The organism is Paenibacillus glufosinatiresistens (genome assembly GCF_031470375.1).
Classification (GTDB): Bacteria; Bacillota; Bacilli; order Paenibacillales; family Paenibacillaceae; genus Paenibacillus_AQ; species Paenibacillus_AQ glufosinatiresistens.
Map to the genome: position 1 here is coordinate 203,601 of NZ_JAVFHT010000001.1, position 21,836 is coordinate 225,436.

Annotated in this window: 22 protein-coding genes and 4 tRNA genes; 22 read left to right on the top strand and 4 right to left on the bottom strand. The window is 54.2% G+C overall.

Annotation, left to right across the window (positions count from 1 at the left end; genetic code table 11):
• The first annotated feature begins 155 nt into the window (after positions 1-155).
• The 8 genes from icd to RBI05_RS00875 all read left to right on the top strand — a co-directional run bounded on the left by icd (position 156) and on the right by RBI05_RS00875 (position 7,583).
• The gene (gene icd / locus RBI05_RS00840) at positions 156-1,451 is read left to right on the top strand and encodes an NADP-dependent isocitrate dehydrogenase (RefSeq protein WP_150459160.1); all 1,296 of its coding nucleotides are present in this window, start codon (positions 156-158) and stop codon (positions 1,449-1,451) included.
• 59 nt (positions 1,452-1,510) lie between these two features.
• Positions 1,511-2,455 (top strand): malate dehydrogenase, encoded by a 945-nt coding sequence (mdh, locus tag RBI05_RS00845; RefSeq protein ID WP_310549791.1) that lies wholly within the window; start codon positions 1,511-1,513, stop codon positions 2,453-2,455.
• Positions 2,456-2,580: 125 nt separating this feature from the next.
• Entirely contained in the window at positions 2,581-3,012 is a 432-nt protein-coding gene (locus RBI05_RS00850; RefSeq protein ID WP_310549792.1) for a hypothetical protein, read from the top strand.
• Positions 3,013-3,226: 214 nt separating this feature from the next.
• Positions 3,227-3,850 carry a hypothetical protein gene (locus RBI05_RS00855; protein ID WP_310549793.1) on the top strand — a complete coding sequence of 208 codons (624 nt, stop codon included), beginning with the start codon at positions 3,227-3,229 and terminating at the stop codon, positions 3,848-3,850.
• A gap of 215 nt (positions 3,851-4,065) precedes the next feature.
• Positions 4,066-4,461 carry a hypothetical protein gene (locus RBI05_RS00860; RefSeq protein ID WP_310549794.1) on the top strand — a complete coding sequence of 132 codons (396 nt, stop codon included), beginning with the start codon at positions 4,066-4,068 and terminating at the stop codon, positions 4,459-4,461.
• 529 nt (positions 4,462-4,990) lie between these two features.
• Positions 4,991-5,440: a hypothetical protein gene (locus RBI05_RS00865; RefSeq protein ID WP_310549795.1), complete on the top strand. Its 450-nt coding sequence runs from the start codon at positions 4,991-4,993 to the stop codon at positions 5,438-5,440.
• Positions 5,424-6,326 carry a S8 family peptidase gene (locus RBI05_RS00870; RefSeq protein WP_310549796.1) on the top strand — a complete coding sequence of 301 codons (903 nt, stop codon included), beginning with the start codon at positions 5,424-5,426 and terminating at the stop codon, positions 6,324-6,326. Before RBI05_RS00865 ends, RBI05_RS00870 begins: the two co-directional genes overlap by 17 nt.
• Positions 6,327-6,713: 387 nt before the next feature.
• Positions 6,714-7,583 carry an SDR family oxidoreductase gene (locus RBI05_RS00875; RefSeq protein WP_310549797.1) on the top strand — a complete coding sequence of 290 codons (870 nt, stop codon included), beginning with the start codon at positions 6,714-6,716 and terminating at the stop codon, positions 7,581-7,583.
• A 101-nt stretch (positions 7,584-7,684) separates the two neighbouring features.
• On the opposite strand, the gene RBI05_RS00880 is transcribed toward RBI05_RS00875, so the two are convergent.
• Positions 7,685-8,680, bottom strand: a complete 996-nt coding sequence (locus RBI05_RS00880) for a MerR family transcriptional regulator (RefSeq protein ID WP_150459165.1) — start codon at positions 8,678-8,680, stop codon at positions 7,685-7,687.
• Positions 8,681-8,933: 253 nt separating this feature from the next.
• Between RBI05_RS00880 and pnpS the strand changes: the two genes are divergently transcribed.
• The 9 genes from pnpS to RBI05_RS00925 all read left to right on the top strand — a co-directional run bounded on the left by pnpS (position 8,934) and on the right by RBI05_RS00925 (position 18,986).
• Positions 8,934-10,727 carry a two-component system histidine kinase PnpS gene (gene pnpS, locus RBI05_RS00885; protein WP_310549798.1) on the top strand — a complete coding sequence of 598 codons (1,794 nt, stop codon included), beginning with the start codon at positions 8,934-8,936 and terminating at the stop codon, positions 10,725-10,727.
• A gap of 89 nt (positions 10,728-10,816) precedes the next feature.
• Complete coding sequence (locus tag RBI05_RS00890; RefSeq protein WP_310549799.1) at positions 10,817-11,551, top strand: response regulator transcription factor; 735 nt, start codon at positions 10,817-10,819, stop codon at positions 11,549-11,551.
• A gap of 217 nt (positions 11,552-11,768) precedes the next feature.
• Positions 11,769-12,524, top strand: a complete 756-nt coding sequence (gene pstB / locus RBI05_RS00895; protein WP_150459168.1) for a phosphate ABC transporter ATP-binding protein PstB — start codon at positions 11,769-11,771, stop codon at positions 12,522-12,524.
• Positions 12,525-12,549: 25 nt separating this feature from the next.
• The gene (gene phoU / locus RBI05_RS00900) at positions 12,550-13,209 is read left to right on the top strand and encodes a phosphate signaling complex protein PhoU (protein WP_150459169.1); all 660 of its coding nucleotides are present in this window, start codon (positions 12,550-12,552) and stop codon (positions 13,207-13,209) included.
• A gap of 165 nt (positions 13,210-13,374) precedes the next feature.
• Positions 13,375-16,038 (top strand): DNA polymerase I, encoded by a 2,664-nt coding sequence (gene polA, locus RBI05_RS00905; RefSeq protein ID WP_310549800.1) that lies wholly within the window; start codon positions 13,375-13,377, stop codon positions 16,036-16,038.
• Between the two features lie 53 nt (positions 16,039-16,091).
• On the top strand, positions 16,092-16,925 hold the full coding sequence (gene mutM / locus RBI05_RS00910; RefSeq protein WP_310549801.1) for a DNA-formamidopyrimidine glycosylase: 834 nt from the start codon (positions 16,092-16,094) through the stop codon (positions 16,923-16,925).
• 158 nt (positions 16,926-17,083) lie between these two features.
• Positions 17,084-17,806, top strand: a complete 723-nt coding sequence (locus RBI05_RS00915; protein ID WP_310549802.1) for a manganese efflux pump — start codon at positions 17,084-17,086, stop codon at positions 17,804-17,806.
• Positions 17,807-17,829: 23 nt separating this feature from the next.
• Entirely contained in the window at positions 17,830-18,426 is a 597-nt protein-coding gene (gene coaE / locus RBI05_RS00920) for a dephospho-CoA kinase (RefSeq protein WP_310549803.1), read from the top strand.
• On the top strand, positions 18,423-18,986 hold the full coding sequence (locus RBI05_RS00925; RefSeq protein WP_150459174.1) for a lytic transglycosylase domain-containing protein: 564 nt from the start codon (positions 18,423-18,425) through the stop codon (positions 18,984-18,986). The genes coaE and RBI05_RS00925 overlap by 4 nt, the downstream gene beginning before the upstream one ends.
• A gap of 82 nt (positions 18,987-19,068) precedes the next feature.
• Here the strand turns inward: RBI05_RS00925 and RBI05_RS00930 are convergent, their stop codons facing one another.
• Entirely contained in the window at positions 19,069-19,299 is a 231-nt protein-coding gene (locus RBI05_RS00930) for an alpha/beta-type small acid-soluble spore protein (RefSeq protein ID WP_150459175.1), read from the bottom strand.
• A 101-nt stretch (positions 19,300-19,400) separates the two neighbouring features.
• Here RBI05_RS00930 and nrdR point away from each other — a divergent pair, with 101 nt between their 5' ends.
• The 5 genes from nrdR (at position 19,401) to RBI05_RS00955 (ending at position 20,483) form a co-directional block, all read left to right on the top strand.
• The gene (nrdR, locus tag RBI05_RS00935; RefSeq protein ID WP_150459176.1) at positions 19,401-19,877 is read left to right on the top strand and encodes a transcriptional regulator NrdR; all 477 of its coding nucleotides are present in this window, start codon (positions 19,401-19,403) and stop codon (positions 19,875-19,877) included.
• Between the two features lie 136 nt (positions 19,878-20,013).
• A tRNA-Ala gene (locus RBI05_RS00940) sits at positions 20,014-20,089 on the top strand.
• A gap of 11 nt (positions 20,090-20,100) precedes the next feature.
• Positions 20,101-20,173, top strand: a tRNA-Lys gene (locus tag RBI05_RS00945).
• A 150-nt stretch (positions 20,174-20,323) separates the two neighbouring features.
• Positions 20,324-20,399, top strand: a tRNA-Ala gene (locus RBI05_RS00950).
• Positions 20,400-20,410: 11 nt separating this feature from the next.
• Positions 20,411-20,483 (top strand) — tRNA-Lys (locus tag RBI05_RS00955).
• A 55-nt stretch (positions 20,484-20,538) separates the two neighbouring features.
• Here the strand turns inward: RBI05_RS00955 and RBI05_RS00960 are convergent.
• The gene (locus RBI05_RS00960) at positions 20,539-20,907 is read right to left on the bottom strand and encodes a VOC family protein (protein ID WP_310549804.1); all 369 of its coding nucleotides are present in this window, start codon (positions 20,905-20,907) and stop codon (positions 20,539-20,541) included.
• A 24-nt stretch (positions 20,908-20,931) separates the two neighbouring features.
• Complete coding sequence (locus tag RBI05_RS00965) at positions 20,932-21,819, bottom strand: fructose bisphosphate aldolase (protein ID WP_150459178.1); 888 nt, start codon at positions 21,817-21,819, stop codon at positions 20,932-20,934.
• Between the last annotated feature and the right edge of the window lie 17 nt (positions 21,820-21,836).

Sequence of the window (21,836 nt, forward strand, 5' to 3'; positions counted from 1 at the left end):
GCAATAGCTTTAATGACCCGTGCATTCCTTCGGGCCGTCCCGTCCTTTAACGGTACGGATCTGCCCGATGAAGGCGCGGATTGAGGTTGAATCAGGCTTTATTCTGTCAGGCTTTACCGCCTGCGACCCCCATTTTTGAGGAGGAATACGGACCCATGTTGAAATTGACGAAATTTGAGCTTCCCACCGAAGGCCAACCCATCCAGATCGAGAACGGCAAGCTGCAGGTTCCGGACCGGCCGATCATTCCGTTCATTGAAGGCGACGGCACCGGCCGCGACATTTGGAGAGCTTCCAAGCGCGTGCTGGACGCAGCGGTTGACAAGGCTTACGGCGGCGCGAAGCAGATTGCCTGGTACGAAGTTTTTGCCGGAGAGAAAGCCTACAATACATACGGCGAGTGGCTCCCCAACGATACGCTTGAAGCGATCCGCGAGTATATCGTTGCCATCAAAGGCCCGCTGACGACGCCGATCGGCGGCGGCATCCGTTCCCTGAACGTGGCGCTGCGTCAGGAACTCGACCTGTACGTCTGCCTGCGTCCGGTCCGTTACTTTGACGGCGTTCCGTCGCCGGTGAAGCATCCTGAGCTGGTGGACATGGTTATTTTCCGCGAGAATACGGAGGATATCTATGCCGGCATCGAGTACCAGGAAGGCTCCGAGCAGGTGAAGAAGGTTATCGAATTCCTTCAGAACGAAATGGGCGTCTCCAAGATCCGCTTCCCGGAGACCTCCGGCATCGGCATCAAGCCCGTCTCTTCCGAAGGATCGAAGCGCCTTGTCCGCGCCGCCATCGAGTACGCCGTGAAGCATGGACGCAAGAGCGTGACGCTGGTTCACAAGGGCAACATCATGAAGTTCACCGAAGGCGCCTTCAAGAACTGGGGCTATGAAGTGGCCGAGCAGGAATTTGGCGACAAGGTCTTCACCTGGAGCCAGTACGACCGCATCAAGGATGCCGAAGGGACGGACGCGGCGAACGCGGCCCAGAAGCAGGCCGAAGCCGAGGGCAAGATCATCATCAAGGATGCCATCGCCGACATCGCGCTGCAGCAGGTGCTGACCCGTCCGACCGATTTCGATGTCATTGCGACGCTGAATCTGAACGGGGACTATCTCTCCGATGCGCTGGCTGCACAGATCGGCGGCATCGGCATCGCTCCCGGCGCGAACATCAACTATGTGACGGGGCATGCGATCTTCGAGGCGACCCACGGTACGGCTCCGAAGTATGCGGACAAGGACGTTGTCAATCCGGGTTCCGTCGTTCTCTCGGGCGTTATGTTGCTGGAGCACCTGGGCTGGCAGGAAGCGGCCGATCTGATCTACAAGGGAATGAGCACGGCGATCAACAACAAGACGGTAACCTACGATTTCGCCCGCCTCATGGAAGGCGCTACCGAACTGAAGTGCTCGGAATTTGCGGACGAAATCATCAAGCATATGTAAAATGGCTCTGAACGCTGGGCCCCACTGACAGTGGGGCTATTTGAGGAGGTTCTGCCGTCTTGGCTATCCAACGTTCCAAAATTACCATTGTAGGCGCCGGCTTCACCGGCGCTACGACCGCTCTGATGCTCGCCCAGAAGGAACTGGGCGATGTGGTGCTGCTCGATATCCCGCAGCTGGAGAATCCGACCAAAGGCAAGGCGCTGGACATGCTGGAAGCCGGTCCGGTGCAGGGCTACGACAGCCGGATTGTCGGCACCTCGGATTACGAAGAGGCAGCGGACTCGGATATTGTCATTATCACGGCCGGCATCGCCCGCAAGCCGGGCATGAGCCGCGACGATCTGGTCAATACCAATGCGGGAATTGTGCAATCGGTCTGCGAGCAGATCAGACGGCTCGCTCCCGAATCCATTGTGATTATTCTGAGCAACCCGGTCGATGCCATGACCTGGGCTGCCTACCGGACGCTCGGGTTCCCCAAGAACCGGGTGATTGGACAATCGGGTGTACTGGATACGGCCCGTTATTGCACTTTCATCGCCCAGGAGCTGAACGTCTCCGTCGAGGATGTGCGGGGCTTCGTGCTGGGCGGCCACGGCGACGATATGGTGCCGCTGGTCCGCTATTCCAGCGTCGGCGGCATTCCGATCGACACGCTGATTGAGCCAGACCGCATTGCCGAGATTGTGCAGCGGACCCGGGTCGGCGGCGGCGAGATTGTCGGGCTCCTCGGCAATGGAAGCGCCTATTACGCTCCGGCGGCGTCTCTGGTACAGATGGCCGAGGCGATCCTGAAGGACAAGAAGCGCGTGCTGCCGGTTATCGCGCTGCTGGAAGGCGAATACGGATACCACGAGCTGTTCATGGGCGTTCCTGCGCTGCTCGGGGGGACCGGCATTGAGCGAATCTTCGAACTGGAGCTTACGGCCGAGGAGAAGGCGGCGCTGGACAAATCCGCCGATTCGGTACGCAGCGTAACCGCAGTCCTGAGCCCTCAGTAACGGGCAGCAATCAAGGTCTTCCTTTTCGTAAGAAAAAGGGGGGCTTTTTTGCGTTGAGGGCGGAAGAAATCGTATAATGGTTTTTGGATATAACGAATATCACATAGGAACGGAGGCAACAGGTTATGGATTGGAGCGTATTGATGTTCCTACATATGATCGGCACTCTTGCAGTCGGCTTCTATCTCGTACTGCCGTTTGTGCTGGGACGGACCGAGAAGCTGTCGGCATCCGCACGGGAAGGAACGATGAACGTGGTGGGGTCTCTGAACCGATTGGCCCAGTACGGTCTGGGCATTCAGCTGCTGACCGGCGGCTACCTGATGGCCAAGGGCGATGACTATTCGCTGGCCTGGAAAATTATCGTTCCCGTTCTGCTGCTCGCGATGTTCGCGGTAGGCGGGATGATGGCCAAGCCGCTGCGGCTGGCCGCCGCGGGATTCCGCGACAACGGCAACGTTGCGGCTGAGACGGGGAAGGTCAAGACGCTGAGCGCGCTGCTGGCGGTTCTGCTTCTGGTGATGGTGTTTCTGATGGTGTTTAACGACATTTTTTAGGCTGGACTCGAAAATCCGGCGTATTCGGAAAGTATTCCGAATACGCCGGATTTTCTTTTTTTATTTTAAGAATTAGTTGAAAAATGAACAATATTTGTATTTTTAAACAGTGAGAAGAGAATAAATGCTTAATATAGACTTAAAGAATTTACAGATGATCACTTGATGGGTTATCATTTCCTTGTACCAAAATACATTTTATGGATGAAATGAAATGTTGAGAAAGATAATGGGTTTATTTGTGTTTTATTTATTGCTTTTTAGTTCATCCGTAGGTGTGGCGTTTGCTGAAACAGAAAAAGGTAAAGGGAGCGTTCAAGGAACTATAAATGCCAATATTGTGTTTAAGAATTATACTAAAGAGATGATGAAACAAGCAAAAAACCTAGAATCCTTGAAGGAAGAAACCGGAAACGCTTCTGCAGACTTTTTTACAGTAAGTGCAACCAATAAAGGTTCTAAGATTAAAGAAAAAGATTTAGTATATTATAGAGGACTCGGCGGTTTGTTAGTTACGGTTGGCCAGTATGCTACTACAACAGATGCTGATGGTAAGTTTAATCTTTTAGAAATTCCTGTTGGTCACTATGAATATTCTATCGTTCTAGCTGATAAGATCATTGATAGTGGAACAATTAAGATCAAATCAAATGAGACATCTACTATCGACTTTGACCTTTCTGTTTCTGCTGAGCAAGCAGCCATCAACATGGGAATTAATGATGAAGATGCTTTTGAAGATGTGATAACACAACATCATACACATGGAGGAGCACCGCATTGCAATAAGAGCGGCAGTGGACCTGCTTTTCCTTTAACGAAATTAGCCGACGGATAAAACATATTCTTGAATTTGGAGGGGACATAGAAAAAACTTTAAGTGAGGAAGATTTAGAAAAAGAAGTTAAAGAAAGTATCCTTCTGGAGAAAATATATTTAAGCCAAGTTCCTTTGGGAGAAAATGGCTATAAGAGATATTATTTTTCAAATTCAGCTAAGTATACAAAAAACATTTTTGAAATAACACGTATACATGCTGAAGGAAAAGAAAACTTGATCGCTGAGGATTTATACAATAAAATTCCTATTCAAACTATAATGAAAAAATATGCTAGTGTTTCAGAAATCTCGGAATATCAGATCGAAGAAGATGACTTACAGGATCATGATCGTTTTTTATTAGAGAAAATTATGCCTGGCGGTTTTGTTTTTGAAGAAAATGGAGCCTTACTTTATCTAAAAGCAATAAAAACTAAACAATTGACTTATGAAGAAGTAAAAGAGAGAGTTAAGCAAGACGCAAATATTGAAATATCATCCCTTATTAGGGAGGAATATATTAAAACGCTGGAACAAAAATATCCATATACAATTAATTCTGAATATTTTCAGGGAAAGTCGAATCCTGAAGATAAAAAGGACTTCTCTGATGACCATCAAGATCACTAGAAATACATTTACTATTGGAAAACATAGGCTGAGTTTGTATAGGCTTAATTATGACTGTCTATCATTTGGAATTATTTTTAGGCCCATGTGCCAAACTTAGCAAGCCATACCTTATAAAAGTCCAGGAATAATAAGTCTTTACATTTGTATCTTGCAACCGATTATAGAGTATTTGCCGTTGCCTAGAATAAAGCGCAGAAGTCATTAGCATGCCATAGAACATGCAATCGCTTGCTTAAGGCTCCCCCATTGCGCACTCTCTCTGCTATCTTAGATCTATCATGACGTATTTCTCAATCGGCATCAGAAAACATGCAGCAACATATAGTCTGGATTTTAGAGACCCACCAGCGGCGAAACCGAACCGAGAGTTACAAAAAATTCCGGAAGTTGCTTTAGGGTCTCTTGTGTATCCATCCTCACAATATAGTATTCAGCGAATTGTAAAAGTATATTTAATGTCGTTGACAATTCCTCATTTCCCTAGATTGTTAATTATAAACTTAAGTTATTTTAAAGGGGATATTTTATGAAATTACTCAAAAAGCTCAGCATTATATATGTCCCACCTATACTTTTATGTCTTTTTCATTTTCTTGCATTGGCAGGATTCATAGTAATATTTGGAATGTTAAGGTTATCAGAATATAATACTATATACACTTGGTTTTTTATGGCATTTTTTATTATTATCACTCAAGTTTTATTCCTGATTAAATGGTACCTACCTTTATTTAAAATGAATACTTTGAAACTTCTTAATCCATTTATATATTATTTAAAAATAGGACTTTCTATATATGCGTTTGCTTTAGTAATGAGTTTAACATTATGGATAGTAGGTAATATAATTTTGGAGCTGACCGGCCCAGCAATTGTTGGAAGTATAGGATCGGTCTATTTTTCAATTTGTTTTGTTGTTTTTCTAATAACCACAAAATTTTATGAGAAGAATAGCAAAAATGCCAAGACTTTTTAAAATTTTATTATTGATTGTTACTTTCACAGTTATTACCATCACGATAAAATCTGCAGATTCGCAAAAAAAGAGTTCTTCGATTAGAAAGTTAACTGGAAGAAATGTTAAGGTGGCTATAATAGATAGTGGGTTGAATTTAGGCAGTCCGTTGTTGTTTTCCAATGTTGTTGCTACACGAAATTTTATTGACGATAGTGAAAGTGTCCTTGATGATGTTGGTCATGGTACTCAAATCGCTTCTATTATAGCTGCAAAACCTAATACTATTGGATCTTTTTCTGGGATTGCGCCAGAAGCAGATTTACTGATCGCTAAAGTTTTAAGTCATGAAAATAATAATATCGACTATGTGACAGAAGCTCTATATTGGGCCGTTAATAATGGAGCAAAATTAATAAATATTAGCCTTTACTATAGGAAGTATAATTCTGAATTGAAAAAAGCAGTTGATTATGCAGTGAAAAATAATGTAATAGTTATAAGTTCTGCAGGCAATTTTGGTAAGAATAATATAGGTTATCCAGCTCGTTTTACTGAAACACTTAGTGTTTTTGCTACAAACAGTCATGGTAACCTTGTTGATTTTTCATCTTATTCACCGAAATCTGATGTTGGTGCAATAGGTTTAAATGTAAAAGTCGCTTCTTATACAAACTCGAAGTGGAATTTATTATTCGAAAATGGAACATCTTATTCAGCAGCTATAGTTACAGGTTATTTGTCTCTTCTCTGGCAATATTACCCAGAATGTTCTGCCCAATCTATACTTGAGTTATTTTATAACCATCTAACATATTCAAATAAAGATAATAATTACTATTTTTGGCTTAATTTCAAAGGCTCCTCTTTCTTAACTGATTTATTGGGTTCTGAATTATCTTCTTAGTGTCTAACGGACATCTGTTTTACAGGATGGAAACATGTCCTTAATTGGATTGTACCGATCATTTCTTGGTTGGTACCATCTTGGATTCGAAATTGATGCTTAAAAATGTTTTTCAAATTTTACCATGTATTTCAATTTTAAGACACGACTCAGTAGCTGTTTTTATAGCGGATTGGACTGTATATTAGATACTTGGTTTAAAATACTTATCTAAGAACATAAATTGGCTTAACCTATTCCGTTTCCGTTTTGTTTGACCTTCTTTCGTAGGTGGTAAGTAAGGGCGTAAGGCGCATAATCCCGGACGCCGGGACTCATCCTAGAGGAATGAGTCTGCAAGCCATACTCTCAACAAGCCATACTCTCAATCGGAAGGAGAAATGCAACATGTCTGACAGCAAGCAAACGGAGAAGACACTGCCGCCGCAGCACCAGGACCGCCAGCCGGGACTGGAATCGGAAATGACGCCGCGGCCGAAATATGAACCGGCCGCCTACAAAGCGGCCGGCAAGCTGACCGGCAAAGCCGCCTTGATTACAGGGGGCGACAGCGGAATCGGCCGCGCCGTCGCTGTCGCTTTTGCCAAAGAAGGCGCCGATATTGCCATCGCTTATCTGAACGAGCATTCGGACGCCGAGGAGACGAAACGCCAGGTGGAGCAGGAAGGCCGCAAATGTCTGCTGATCGCCGGCGATCTGGGCTCGGAGACATTCTGCCAGGATCTCATCAAGCAGACGCTGGAAGGTCTCGGCAAGCTGGATATTCTGATCAATAATGCAGCGGAGCAGCATCCTCAGCCAAGTCTGACAGATATCACGGCCGAACAGCTGGAGCGCACGTTCCGGACGAACATCTTCTCGATGTTCTATCTGACCAAAGCGGCGCTTCCGCATCTGAAGGACGGCTCGGCGATCGTCAACACGACGTCGATTACGGCTTACCGGGGGAGCCCTCAGCTCCTGGATTACTCGTCCACCAAGGGTGCGATTCTGAGCTTCACGCGCTCGCTCTCCATGAATCTGGCCGAGAAAGGCATCCGGGTCAACGCCGTTGCCCCGGGCCCGATCTGGACGCCGCTGATCCCGTCGACCTTCGACGAGAAGAAGGTCAGCGAATTCGGCACGACCCAGCCGATGAAGCGTCCGGGACAGCCGGAAGAACTGGCTCCGGCTTATGTCTATCTCGCCTCGGGCGACTCGTCCTACGTTACGGGGCAGGTCATCCATGTTAACGGCGGCGAGATCGTGAACGGTTAACGAGACGCAGCCTGAACGCAGTCTGAACCATGAAGAAGCCGGCTCTGCTCTGCAGGGCCGGCTTCTTCTAACGGGAATTCAGGGACGGGAAAATCAGAATGTCAGTGAAAAGGGACAGCGTATACAATATAAATCATCTCGCTGACCCGCCGGTGCTTGGCCATATAGCCCCGCTCTTCGAACCGTTCCAGCAGACTGCCGAGGGAAGGGTAGAAGCCGTCCTCCCGGGGGAGTTCCTTGTCCCCGAGGTCGTCCATCATGAAATCGGTAATGCAGATCCGTCCGTGGGGCTTCAGCACCCGCCGCATTTCTTCAATCGCCAGGCCCTTCTGATCGTCGGTCAGATGATGCAGCGCGAAGCTGGAAGCGGCAAAGTTGAAGCTGCCTTCCGGATAGGGAAGAGCGAGGAAGTTGCCGAGTTTGGTCTCCAGCCGGGGGAACCGCTGCCGGCACTGCTTCAGCATCTCGCGCGACTGGTCGATTCCGCTCATGACCGCTCCGACCTCCATCAATTTGCCGGCAAGATTGCCGGTCCCGCAGCCGATGTCGATGCCCCGTTCGCCGGGAAGGGGAGCAAGTGAGCGCACGGTAAAATCCAGCGCGTCGCTGTAATCGGCGTAGTCCGTTGCGCCGCCCCGGGCGCGGGGATCGGCGGCCGCGCCGCGCCGTTCGTAATTCCATTGGTCCTCCCACTCCCGTTGGCCGCGGATGCGGCGGGAGTGTTCGGCAAGGATATACACTTCGTCGGGCGGAAGCCTCTTCTCTTTCTTGACAATTTCAATAATCCGTTCAATGGATTCGATCATGCTGCGAATCTCCATCCGCTTGGAGAACAGCGCCGAACGCTGAATCTCCAGATAATACAGCACTTGTTCGTAATCGTGTCCGTCTGCGCTCCGGAGCGAATCCATCACATCCGCCACTCCCAGCCCGGCTTCGCGAAGCGCGATAATCGTCTGCAGACGCCAGATATCCTCTTCCTCAAATTCCCGGTAAACATTCATTCCCTTGACGGGCGCCACCAGACCCCTCTCCTCGTAGAACTGGATGGTCCGGGCCGAAATACCGAGCAAATCCGCCGCTTCCTGAATTTTCATATCCCATTCCCCTGTTTAATAATCGTGGTCAATCGGATATTGCCTTCTATCTATCATATATCATGAAAGTATCGGCTGAAAAGAGATTTCCTGCGTTTAATGGGTCTGAATGCAAGAAGTTAGTCCTTTTTTGTCCCGGCCGGGCTTTGCAGGTCCCTCTATTTTGGGTTGCTTGCTGGCATTTTGCCGCGAAACCCGCTACGATGGACGTGAAATCTATCTTTCCGAAAGAAAGTGTGGTTGGAGCCTGGATATGAAACCTTTTCGCATGCGTCTGACTCTGATTATGATCGCCCTGATCGGCATCTCGATGCTGGGCGCGGGCCTGACGATGGCCCATTTGTTCCGGAGCACCCATGTAGAGGCACTGGAGCAGAATATGTCCCGGGAGATTAATCTGCTGAAGGGAACGATGGCTTTCCGCTCGATGGCGGGAGAGGAAGCGTACGCCTACTATACGGAGCAGGCGCGGGACATCGCCGCTCTGACCGGCTCGCGGGTAACCTTCATCGCCCGGGACGGCCGGGTGCTCGGCGACTCCGAACGCGATCCGCATACGATGGACAACCATTCGGACCGCGAGGAGGAACTGCGCGCAGCCAAGAACGGGACGGGCCGCGCTATTCGCTACAGTGCAACGCTGGGCCGCGATATGCTGTATGTCGCTTCCTCGGTTGCCTCCAAGGACGGCGTCTTCGACGGATATATCCGCCTGTCGATGGGCCTTGCGGCCATAGACGAAGGACTGAAGCAGGCTTGGCGGATTATGGCCGGAGGTCTCGTGCTGCTGTTCGTGGCGGCCATGCTGGTCAGCTACCGGGTCGCGCTGGGACTCACGTCGCCGCTGGAGCAGATTACCCGGGTTGCCCGAAGAATTACCGACCTGGATTACGACGCCCGCGTGCCGCTGCGCCGCAAGGATGAGATCGGACAGCTCGCCGGAGCGATCAACGTAATGGCCGACAGCCTGCAGACCCAGCTTCGGACGATCCGCGACAATGAGAATCTTCTGCAGAGCGTATTGGATAATATGACCGGCGGCATTCTGCTGATCGAAGCCGACGGGGCGATCGCGCTGCTGAACCGGGCGGCGGAGACGATGCTGGATGTGAAGGCGCGTGATGTGACCGGAAGGCCGTACACGGAACTGAAGCGCCATTACGGGTTGACGAAGCTGATCGAGAACGGCCTTTCGGAACAAGCAGTCTTCCACGAGGAACGAAGCTTCTATAATCCGGGCGAGCGGATTGTGAGACTGGACGGGGTCCCGATGACGCAGGACGGAGAATATACAGGCATGCTGTTCCTGCTGCAAGAGGTGACGGAAATCAGGCGTCTCGAGAAGATGCGCAGCGAGTTCGTCGCCAATGTCTCGCACGAGTTGAAGACTCCGGTCGCGGCGGTCAAAGGGTTCGCCGAGACGCTGCTCGGAGGCGTCGAGGACGAGAAGACGGCGCGTTCGTTCCTGCAGATTATCCATGATGAGAATGAACGGCTGAACCGGCTCATCGGCGATATTCTGGAGCTCTCCAAGATCGAGTCCAAGCGTTCTCCGCTGGAGTGCTCTCCGGTGCATCTGGCGACCTTCTTCGGTTCGGTGTTTGATACGATGAGTAAAGTGGCCGAGAAGAAGAACATCCGGCTGAACTCGCAGATTCCGGATGAACTGTTCATGGAGGCGGACGAAGACAAGCTGCGGCAGATCTTCCTGAATCTCCTCTCGAACGCCGTCAGCTATACGGGCGAGGGAGGAAGCGTAAAAGTGACAGCCGCGCCTGACTCCAATCCCGACGGTTCGGAGAATGTGATCTTCACGGTCAGCGACACAGGCATGGGCATTCCGAAGAAGGATCTGCCTCGCATTTTTGAACGCTTCTACCGGGTAGACAAAGCCCGCTCCCGCAGCTCGGGCGGAACCGGACTTGGACTGTCGATCGTTAAGCACCTCGTCGAGCTGCACCACGGAACGATTTCGGTCGAGAGCGATTTGGGCATCGGGACTTCATTCATCATCCGGCTGCCGCTGCTGCAGGAGGAATCGGATTAGAAAGGATTATTTTTACACTCCGAAAATATTCCGGTGATATAATGGGCTTGTTCATTCCACGATAAGAAGACGGGGGTACGCATAAGACAATGGCGCAACGATTGCTTGTAATCGAGGACGAGCCGACGCTCGGTCGGCTGCTGTCGTACAACCTGGTGCAGGAAGGCTACGAGGTGGTGCTGGAAGACCACGGAACGGCGGGCTACGACCGGGCGCTGAAAGAGCATTTCGATCTGATTGTGCTCGATCTCATGCTGCCGGGCATGAATGGCATCGACATTCTGGACAAACTGCGGGGGCAGGGAGTCCGGACGCCGGTCATTGTGCTGACGGCCAAGAATACCGAAGACGATGTCGTCCGCGGGCTGAAGTCGGGAGCCGACGACTATATCACGAAGCCGTTCGGCGTATCGGAGCTGCTGGCGCGGGTAAGCGCGGTGCTGCGGCGAATCTCGGGCATTGCGGAAGAGCCCGCACGGACGAACGATCCCGAGGCGGCGTCCATTATTCTCGGACAGCTGGAGATCTATCCCGACCGGTACGAGGTCTCGCTTGGCGGACAGAGCATCAATCTGCGTCCCAAGGAATTCGAGGTGCTGCTGTATCTGGCCCGCAAGCCCGGCGTAGTGCTGACGCGCGACGATCTGATGAATGCTGTGTGGGGCTTCGATTACATCGGCGGCCAGCGGACGGTGGACGTGCACGTCAGCTCGCTGCGGAAGAAGCTGGAGCTGGACCCCGAATCGGTTCATATCGACTCTATCCGCGGCGTCGGCTACAAACTGGTTGTCAACAAGAAGAGAACTTCGGTCCTGGGACAGTGACCGGAGTTCTTCTGTTATTAGGGGAGCCGGAAGCCGGGCGGGCCGGGGAAATTTCGCGCGGGCCGATCGAGCGGACGGCGGAACGAGCGCTGGACATTCAGGCCCAGCTCGGCCGGATGGGCGATTTTACACCGCGTTAACAATTCGTCCTACGTGCATTTACATTGGCCCGGTATGATGAGAATCGAAGAAGAAGCGAAGGAGCCAGCCCAAATCCATGAAATCCATCATTGATATAGAGAAACTGAATCTCTACTACGAGTCCTTTCATGCGCTGAAGAATGTCGATCTGCAGATTCCGGAGAAGGCGGCTACCGCCTTTATCGGCCCTTCCGGCTGCGGCAAATCGACGCTGCTGCGCACGCTCAACCGGATGAACGATATGATTCCCGGTACCCGCATCGAGGGGAAGGTGGCCATCGGCGGCAGCGATATCTATGACGGCAGCGTCGAAGTGGAGTCGCTTCGCAAGACGGTCGGCATGGTGTTCCAGCAGCCCAACCCGTTCCCGAAGTCCATCTATGACAACGTGGCTTATGGTCCGCGCCTGCACGGCAAGCCGTCCAAGGGCGAGCTGGATCAGCTGGTGGAGCAGAGTCTGCGCCAGGCCGCCCTATGGGACGAGGTGAAGGATTTCCTGCGCAAATCGGCGCTGAGCCTCTCCGGCGGCCAGCAGCAGCGGCTGTGCATTGCCCGGGCGCTTGCGGTGCAGCCCGACATTCTGCTGATGGACGAAGCGACCTCGGCCCTTGATCCGGTCTCAACCCAGAAGATTGAAGAGCTGGTGCAGGAGCTCAAAGGCAGCTACACGATCGTCATGGTCACCCATAACATGCACCAGGCCGCCCGAATTTCCGACCGTACCGTCTTCTTCCTGAACGGCGTTATCGTTGAGGCGGAGGATACGGACCGGCTGTTCTCGAATCCGCGGGATTCCCGCACCGAAGACTATATTTCCGGCCGGTTCGGTTGATATCAAAGGAGGAGCATTTCCAGAAATGATTCGCAGAAAAGAATTCGACAAAGACTTGGAAGAGCTTCGCCTTCTGCTTCGGCAGATGGGCGAGCATGTGACGGACGCCCTGGACGGCGCCGTCCGTTCGCTGCAGCAGCAGGACGCCGCCAAAGCCCAGGAGATCGTGCAGGCCGATGCCAGGCTGAATGCGATGGAAGAGAAGATCATGGACATCGGTTCGCGGCTCATCGTCACCCAGCAGCCCGTCGCGAAGGATCTCCGCCGCATTATCGTAGCCTTCAAAATTTCCAGCGATCTGGAGCGCATGGGCGATCTGGCGCTGGATGTGGCCAAGGTCACGCTTCGTCTCCAGGACCAGCCGCTCATCAAGCCGCTGGTGGACATCCCGCGGATGGCGGAGCTGGTTCGGGTCATGACGGATGAAGCGATCACGGCCTACCTCGATGAGAATACCGACCTTGCCTGCAAAATGGCCCAGGACGACGACCAGGTCGACCATCTCTACAGCGAGATGATCAATGAGCTGTACGGCTACATGGTGGAGAAGCCGGAGACCGTCGCCCAGGCGATGCTGTTGACCCTGGTTGGCCGGTATATCGAGCGGATCGCCGACCACGCAACCAATATTGGCGAGAGCGTGGTCTACCTGGTTACCGGCAAGCGGCCGGACCTGAACGCGTAGAATCTAGCGGGTTGTTACGGCCCATCAAGAGAAGGAAAGCGAACGGACGCTGGGGCGTCCGGCACTTTCCTTCTTTTTTTTGACCGGCCTATGGTAAGATGGAGGCAAGCTATAGGCAAGTACAGGCAAGTACAGGCAAGCAATTCTTGAGGCGAGGTGCTATTCTTGGACAAACTGATTCTTATAGATGGCAACAACATCATTTACCGCGCGTTCTTCGCGATGCCCCCGCTGACGAATGCTGCCGGACAGCAGACGAACGCCGTGTACGGGTTCACCACCATGCTGCTCCGGCTCATTGAAGAGCATAAGCCGACCCATATGATCGTTGCATTCGACGCGGGGAAGACGACCTTCCGGCATGAGGGCTACCAGGACTACAAGGGCGGCCGCCAAAAGACGCCGCCGGAACTGTCGGAACAGTTCCCGCTGCTCAAAGAGCTGCTGCGCGGGCTCGGCGTCCCGCAGTTTGAACTGGAGACGTACGAAGCGGACGATATTATCGGCACCGTCTCCCGCCAGGCGGACGAAGCCGGCCGTTCCGTCATGATCGTCTCCGGGGACAAGGACATGCTCCAGCTCGCCTCGGCGCATACGACTATCGCGCTGGTGCGCAAGGGCGTCACCGAGATCGAGCTGTACGGACCGGAGCAGATCCGGGAGAAATACGGACTGACTCCGGAGCAGATTACCGATCTTAAAGGGCTGATGGGCGACGCGAGCGACAATATTCCGGGCGTGCCGGGCGTCGGTGAGAAGACGGCGCTCAAGCTGCTGCATGAATTCGGAAGCGTCGAAGGCGTGCTGGAAGGCGTAGAGAGCCTCAAGGGCAAGATGAAGGAACGGATCGAGACCCATGCAGAGGATGCCCGGATGAGCAAGAAGCTGGCGACCATTTACCGCGAAGTGCCGCTGGTCCACACCTGGGAAGAGATGGCCTTCCCCGGACTGAACCCGGATACGGCGGGACCGGCGCTGGCGAAGCTGGAGTTCCGTTCCCTGCTGGAGCGTCTGAACCTGAGCGGCAGTTCGGCCGGAGGCGAAGAAGCGGCGGAACGGCCCCCGGCCCCCGAGCTGGAGATTGTGATTGCGGATGAGGCGAAGCTGCCTGAAGTCGCCGCAGCGCTGCCGGACGTGCAAGCGCTGCATGTTGAGACGTACGGCGAGAATCCGCACCGGGCTGAAGTGATCGGCCTTGCGCTCTCCACCTCCGGGCGTCACTACTATGTTCCCTTCGAGCTGCTGAAGCAGGAGGCGGCGGCTCCGCTGCTGGAATGGCTGGGCGACCCCGGCATTCGGAAGACCGGCTACGATCTGCACCGGGCGGACCTGGCGCTGCACTGGAAGGGCATCGCTTTTGCCGGGGCCTATCACGACACGCAGCTGGCCGCCTATTTGCTGGACCCGACCGAAGCCAATCAGAGTCTGAGCGATCTTGTCGCCAAATACGGCCTGCCGCGGCTTGCCCCGGACGAAGAAGTGCTGGGCAAGGGGGCGAAGTACCGGCTGCCGGAGCTTGCGAAGCTGGGCGCCCATGTCGCCGGGAAGAGCGCGGCGCTGCTCGGCGTTGCTGCCAAGCAGGAGCGGGAGTTGGCCGATACGTCAATGAGCGGCCTGTTCCATGATCTGGAGATGCCCCTCTCCCGGATTCTCGCGGATATGGAGAAGCAGGGCATCGTTGCGAGCACCGGAGACCTCCGGGAACTGGGCAAGGAATTTGAATCCCAGATCGCCGGACTGGCGGAGAAGATCTATGCCATTGCGGGCACGGAATTCAATCTCAACTCGACGAAGCAGCTCGGCGAAATTCTGTTCGTCAAGCTGGGCCTTCCTGTCGTCAAGAAGACGAAGACCGGCTATTCCACCGATGCCGAGGTGCTGGAGAAGCTGGCCCCCTATCATGAAATCGTACAGCTTATTCTCCAGTACCGGACAATAGCGAAGCTGCAATCTACTTATATTGAAGGATTGCTTAAGGAAATTTCGCCGGAAGACGGCAAAGTCCATACGTACTACCGGCAGACGATTGCCGCTACCGGCCGTCTGAGCAGCCAGTTCCCGAACCTTCAGAATATTCCGATCCGGCTGGAGGAAGGCCGCAAAATCCGCAAAATGTTCGTTCCGTCGGAACCGGGCTGGTCGATCCTGGCCGCCGACTATTCCCAGATCGAGCTGCGGGTGCTCGCGCATATTTCCGACGATGAGCGGCTGAAGGAAGCTTTTGTGCTTGATATGGATATTCATACGAAGACGGCCTCCGATGTGTTTGGCGTGCCGGCGGAAGCGGTGGATTCAAATATGCGCCGTTCGGCCAAAGCGGTCAACTTCGGCATTGTCTACGGCATCAGCGATTACGGTCTGTCGCAGAACCTGGGCATTAACCGCAAAGAAGCCGCCCAGTTCATCGACCAGTATTTCGGGATCTTCCAGGGCGTACGCCGCTATATGGATGAGATCGTCCTTGAGGCCCGGAAGGCCGGTTATGTGACGACGCTGCTGGGCCGGCGCCGCTACCTGCCGGATATCAATGCGAGCAATTTCAATCTGCGCTCGTTCGCCGAGCGGACGGCGATGAATACGCCGATACAGGGAACGGCCGCCGATATCATCAAGCTGGCGATGGTGGAGATGGACCGGGAGCTGGCCGGACGCGGACTCAAGAGCCGCATGCTCCTGCAGGTGCATGACGAACTGGTATTTGAAGTTCCGCCGGATGAGCTGGAGCAGATGAAGTCGCTCGTTCCGGAAGTTATGGAGGGAGCGCTGAAGCTGTCGGTGCCGCTTAAGGCGGAAGTCAGCTATGGAAGTAACTGGTACGAGGCCAAATAGGGGTCCCGCCGCCGGGACATATCCGGTATAATGGGACATGAGGTGAAGACATCATGCCGGAATTGCCGGAAGTAGAGACCGTCAAGAGAACCCTGAACGCCTTGGTGCAAGGCAAGACCCTGTCCGATGTCACCGTCCGCCTGCCGCGCATTATCCGGCGGCCGGACGATATAGAGGCTTTTCGGCTGATGCTGAAAGGCCATACGATACAAGCCGTGGAACGCCGCGGCAAATTTCTGCGTTTCCTGCTGGACGGGCTCGTGCTCGTGTCGCATCTCAGGATGGAAGGCCGGTACGGCATGTACCGGCCGGAAGATCCGCTGGACAAGCACAGCCATGTCATTTTTCACTTTACCGACGGGACGGAGCTGCGTTATACCGACGTCCGCCAGTTCGGCACGATGGATCTGTTCGCCGAAGGGGAGGACCTGGAGCTGCCGCCGCTGAACAAGCTCGGTCTGGAGCCGCTGGACCCCGCTTTCACGCCGGAACGGTTCCGGACATTGCTTGCCGGCAAGCCGACGAAGATCAAGCCGCTGCTGCTCAATCAGGAATATGTCGTCGGCATCGGCAATATTTATGTGGATGAGTCCCTGCACCGGGCCGGCATTCATCCGGAGACCAGCGCGGGGGCGCTGACTGCGGAGCAGGCGGAGCGGCTGCACCGGGCCATTGTGGACACGCTGAGCGAAGCGGTCGAAGCCGGAGGCTCCTCCGTGAAGTCCTATGTCAACGGTCAAGGCGAGAGCGGCACCTTCCAGCAGAAGCTGCTCATTTACGGCCGCAAGGACGGGGTCTGCTATACATGCGGCAGCCCTGTCGAGAAGAGCCGGGTCGGCGGGCGGGGAACGCACTTTTGCCCGAACTGCCAGCGGCTGACCCCTTAACGGGTACACGCGTTTTCGTTCTTTTCATTCCGGCTGGCACCCCCTGCTGAGAGCGCCCATATACTGTGGAAGAGGTTTTATCACGGCTGCCGCTAAGCATCCCGCGCGTTCCTTCGGACACGCGGCGCCCGGCGGCTCTCCACGGGAGGGGATTGCGGGTGCTCAGCCCTTTATTTTCACTGCTGCTGCTGGCCTTTGCCCTGAGTCTGGACGGTTTTGGCGTCGGAGTTACATACGGCTTGCGCAAGCTGAAGATTCCTTTGCTGTCGATTGTCATTATTTCATTGTGTTCGGGCATTGTCATTTGTGTGTCTATGCAGGTCGGAGTGCTGTTGGCCCGGATTGTCTCGCCGCATGCGGCATCCGAAGTCGGGGCGGTGATTCTGCTATTGATGGGCGGCTGGTCGCTCATTCAGACTGCGATGCAGAAGAGGGATGACGGGGAAGCGGATGGGAAGCCGGACGAGATGAAGTCCGAAAGACCGGAGGCGGAAGCGGAAGCCGCTGCGGAGACGCAAGCCGCTGCGGAGGCGGAAGGACGCTCCGTCTTCGTTCTGGAACTCCGCCGCCTCGGCATTGTGATTCAGATTCTGCGCACGCCTTCGTCGGCCGATATGGACGCTTCGGGCACCATATCGGCCAAGGAAGCGATGGTGCTCGGCATCGCGCTCTCGCTCGATGCCTTCGGCGCCGGTCTGGGCGCGGCGCTGCTCGGCTTTCAGCCTGTGCTGACTTCGCTGACTATTGCGCTGTTCAGCGGCACTTTTGTCGTCATGGGCATGAACACGGGACTCCGGTTCGCCGGCACCTCCTGGATGCAGCGCGCTTCCGCGCTGCCGGCCCTTTTATTGATCGTCATGGCAATTATTAAGCTGCTGTAAGTACTGGTTATGAGGTGAACAACATGATTATGGGCTTAACCGGCGGAATCGCCTCCGGCAAAAGCACCGTGTCCGCCCTTCTGCAGCGCCGCGGCGCCCGGCTGGTGGACGCGGATGTCATTGCCCGGGAAGTTATGCTTCCCGGACATCCGGTTCTGGCGGCTGTCGTGGAACACTTCGGAAGAGACCTTCTGCTGCCGGACGGGAGCCTGAACCGGGCGGCGCTCGGAGAGCGGGTATTCGGGAACCCGGAGGCTCTGCATACGCTGAACGGGCTGACGCATCCGGCGATCCGGGCGGAGATTCGGGAGCAAATGCAGAGACTGGACTCGGAGCAGCCGTCCGGATTGGTCATTGTAGATATTCCGCTGCTGTATGAATCGGGGCTCGAAACGATGTTTAAATCGGTTCTGGTCGTCTACGTGCCGCGAGCGGTACAGCTGGAGCGTCTGATGGCCCGGAACGGATTGACCCGGGAGCAGGCGGTCAAGCGCCTGGATGCACAGATGGACATTGAGCAGAAACGGCTTCGGGCCGACTATGTAATTGACAACAGCGGGAGTCCGGAGGCTGCGGAGGAGCAGGTCGGACTTTTATGGGACAGGCTGGGCCTGTCATGAAGTGGCTCGTGAAGAAGAGAGTGCTGCTTGTCCTTCTGCTCGGATTCATCGGGGTGCTCTTCCTCAGCACCAACTGGATGTCCTGGTTCTATCCGATTCATTATAAGGATGATATTCGCAGACACAGCGTCACCTATCAGGTCGATCCGTTCCTCGTCGCGGCGATTATCCGGGTGGAGACCAACTACAAGCCGGGGCGCGAATCGAGAAAAGGCGCTATCGGCCTCATGCAGCTCATGCCGGATACGGCCAAATGGGCGCTTGAGAAGGCCAAGCTCCCCGATGTCTCGATGGACAGGCTGAAGAAGGAGCCGTCCGCCAACATCGAGCTCGGAGCCTGGTATCTCGGCTCGCTGCTGCAGCAGTTCGACGGGAACCGGACGGCGGTCATCGCTGCATACAATGCGGGTCCCGGCAAGGTGCAGAGCTGGATAGACGAAGGAACCTGGGACGGCAGCTTCGACACCGTCAAGGACATCCCCTTCGGCGAGACGCGCCATTATGTACAGCGGGTCATTTATTATTATAATCAGTATACGGAGATTTACGGCACCTTCTGAAGGCGGGAGGAAGGAACCGGAAGAAGAGCCGGACATTCTTTCGAATGTACCGGCCCTTTCCGGGCAAGCTTATAACGGCAGATTATTTGAAGCTTCCTGCCAGCTGTTGTTCGGCGATGGTTACAAGACGCTTCGTGATGTAACCTCCGATCGAACCGTTCTCGTAGGAAGTTTTATTGCCTTGGTATCCATCCGGGGAAAGAGTGATACCAAGCTCCTGGGCAACTTCAAATTTCAGTTGTTCCAGAGCGGCGTTGGACTTCGGTACAACCAGGTTGTTGGAGTTGGAGCTTCCACTGCTCGACTGTGCCATTTCTGTTCACCTCCTATCGGGTTGGTAACTGTATTATGTACCGCATTCCGCCCGTTCATGAGTTCATATTATCAGGTGTTTTTTGGAAAGGAAGTGAATCGATGAAATGCCCCTACTGCGACCATACCAATACGAAGGTGCTGGATTCCCGGCCGGCCAATGAGAATAAATCGATCCGCCGCAGGCGGGAGTGCGAGAACTGCAGCCGCAGGTTCACGACGTTCGAGATGGTGGAGGAGACCCCGCTAATTGTCATCAAGAAGGACGGAAGCCGGGAAGAGTTCAGCCGGGACAAAATTCTCCGTGGGCTGATCCGCGCCTGCGAGAAGCGTCCCGTATCCGTCGAACGGCTGGAGATGATTGTGTCCGAAGTGGAAAAAGCGCTGCGCGGCATTGCCGTCGCCGAAGTCGACAGCCAGCAGATCGGAGAGCTGGTTATGGAACAGCTCTACCCCGTGGACGAAGTGGCCTACGTCCGCTTCGCATCCGTCTACCGTCAGTTCAAGGACATTAACATGTTCATGAAGGAACTGAAGGGCCTGTTGTCCCGAAATCCGAAGGAGACCGACGCTCTGTAGGAGACTTCTGGCGCTTTCGGCTTGCGGTAGGGAGGGACCGGACGGGCATTGTTCGGTCCCCTCAAAAAAAGGGTTGCGTTTTGGTACAAGACCCTGTATAATCTTTTCTTGTGAGCGGTTGAGAAATTGTCGCTGTGGGGCCTTAGCTCAGCTGGGAGAGCGCATCGCTGGCAGCGATGAGGTCAGGGGTTCGATCCCCCTAGGCTCCACCATAATCGAATATGGACTCTTAGCTCAGTTGGTAGAGCAGTTGACTCTTAATCAATTGGTCCAGGGTTCGAGTCCCTGAGAGTCCATCAGGAGAGGAACGGCAGCAATGCCGTTTCTTTTTTTTGGGGTGTTCAGGGGTTGTTATCGTCGTTTGTATGATCGCAAAAAAAGTGTTGCAAAGACCCGGGAAAGCCTGTATAATCTTTTCTTGTGAGCGGTTGAGAAATTGTCGCTGCGGGGCCTTAGCTCAGCTGGGAGAGCGCATCGCTGGCAGCGATGAGGTCAGGGGTTCGATCCCCCTAGGCTCCACCATAATCGAATATGGACTCTTAGCTCAGTTGGTAGAGCAGTTGACTCTTAATCAATTGGTCCAGGGTTCGAGTCCCTGAGAGTCCATCGCGAAGAAACGGCAGCAATGCCGTTTCTTTTTGCTTGTCTGCCAAAAAGCAGCTTACCCGTGATGGGCAAGCTGCACTTCAAAACCGTCGGGGTCCAGCACGTAGAAGAAACGCAGGTCCGGACGCGGCGCGATGGGCCCGCGCGAGACAGGGACGCCGCAGCCGTTGAGCCGTTCCATGGCGCCCTCCAGGGATTCCGTCTCAAATCCGATGGAGATGCCGCTGCCGGGGCGAAGAGCCGCCTCGGAGCCGGTCTCGATCAGCTCCAGCTTGGGCTGACCGGGAGATCCGAGCATGGCGATCCGGCGGCCCCGGCTCTCGAATCGCCGTTCAACCGTAAGTCCCAGAATACCGTGATAGAAGGCCAACGAAGCCTCCAGATCGCGCACTCTCAGCGTTATCCAGTTCATTTGTAGATTCATATCAGGGGATAGCTCCTTCTCATCTCAGGTAATCGAAGCCTCGTAGATGGCCTGAATCGAGCGCTCCAGCGCCGCGTTGAAGGCTTCATCCGTCTGAGCGGCTCCCAACCCTTCCGAGAGGGCGCGGGAGAAGCTGGCGATCAGGCCGTGGTTGCGTGCCAGGCGCTGGTTCGCTTCCTGCTGCGGATACCCGCCCGAGAGGGCGACAATGCGCAGAACATGAGGGTTGTCCATCAAATCGCGGTAATAATTGTCCTCGCTGGGAAGGGAGAGCTTCAGCATCACCTCAACGCCTTCATCCAGCGCATCGAGCTGGCGGGCAAGTTCGGCTTTCAGCAGACGCTCCGAGTCGGCTTTGTCGGGCTGACGAATATCGACTTCGGGTTCGATAATCGGCACGAGGCCTGCGGCTGCGATTCGTCTGCCGAGCTCGAACTGCTGCTCGACCACCTCGCGGATACCCTCAGGATGAGCCGCGGCGATAACCGACCGCATCTTCGTGCCGAAGATCCGTTTGTCCGCTGCCCGTTGCAGCAATTCATCCAGGCGGGGAATGGGCTTCAGAAGCTGTACCCCGCCGCTTGGAGCGGCCAGCCCTTGATCCACTTTCAGGAAGGGCACAATTCCTTTCTTCTCCCATAAATAATCTGCAGTAGGCATGCCGTCAATACTCCGGTCCATCGTATTCTCGAACAGAATAGCGCCGAGAATGTACTCGGACCGGAAGGCCGGACTCTTGATGATCCGGGTCCGCATTTCGTGAACAAGCTCGAACATTTGATCTTCGTTCGAATACCGGTCTGCGGCGATGCCGTACAACCCCAGCGCCTTGGGGGTGCTTCCGCCGCTCTGGTCCAGCGCGGCGATAAATCCTTGTCCGGAACGAATCCGATTGCGTTGTTCTTGGTTCATGACACTTCTCCTTTCGC